This is a genomic window from Schumannella sp. 10F1B-5-1 (genome assembly GCF_006517535.1).
In the GTDB taxonomy this organism is placed as follows: domain Bacteria; phylum Actinomycetota; class Actinomycetes; order Actinomycetales; family Microbacteriaceae; genus Schumannella.
The window spans coordinates 1-221 of sequence record NZ_VHQH01000133.1; the positions used below are offsets into that span (position 1 = coordinate 1).

At 75.6% G+C, this 221-nt stretch carries 1 pseudogene; it reads left to right on the plus strand.

Annotation, left to right across the window (positions count from 1 at the left end):
- A pseudogene (locus FJ658_RS16370) lies at positions 1-221 on the plus strand (EamA/RhaT family transporter); the annotation flags it as partial.

The window sequence follows — 221 nt, forward strand, 5'->3', positions numbered from 1 at the left end:
CCCGCCGGTGGCGCTCGCCTGGTCGGGCTTCGTCGTGGGCGCGCTGGCGCTCGGCCTCGCGGGCCTCGTCGGGATCCTCCCGATGCACGCGAGCTTCGGCGAGGTCGCCTTCTTCGGCATGCGCGCCCCCTGGTGGGCGCCGCTCGTCACGGTCGGCGTCGTCTCGACCGCGTTCGCGTACGTCGCCGGCATCACGGCCATCACGCTGCTCGGCACGCGGG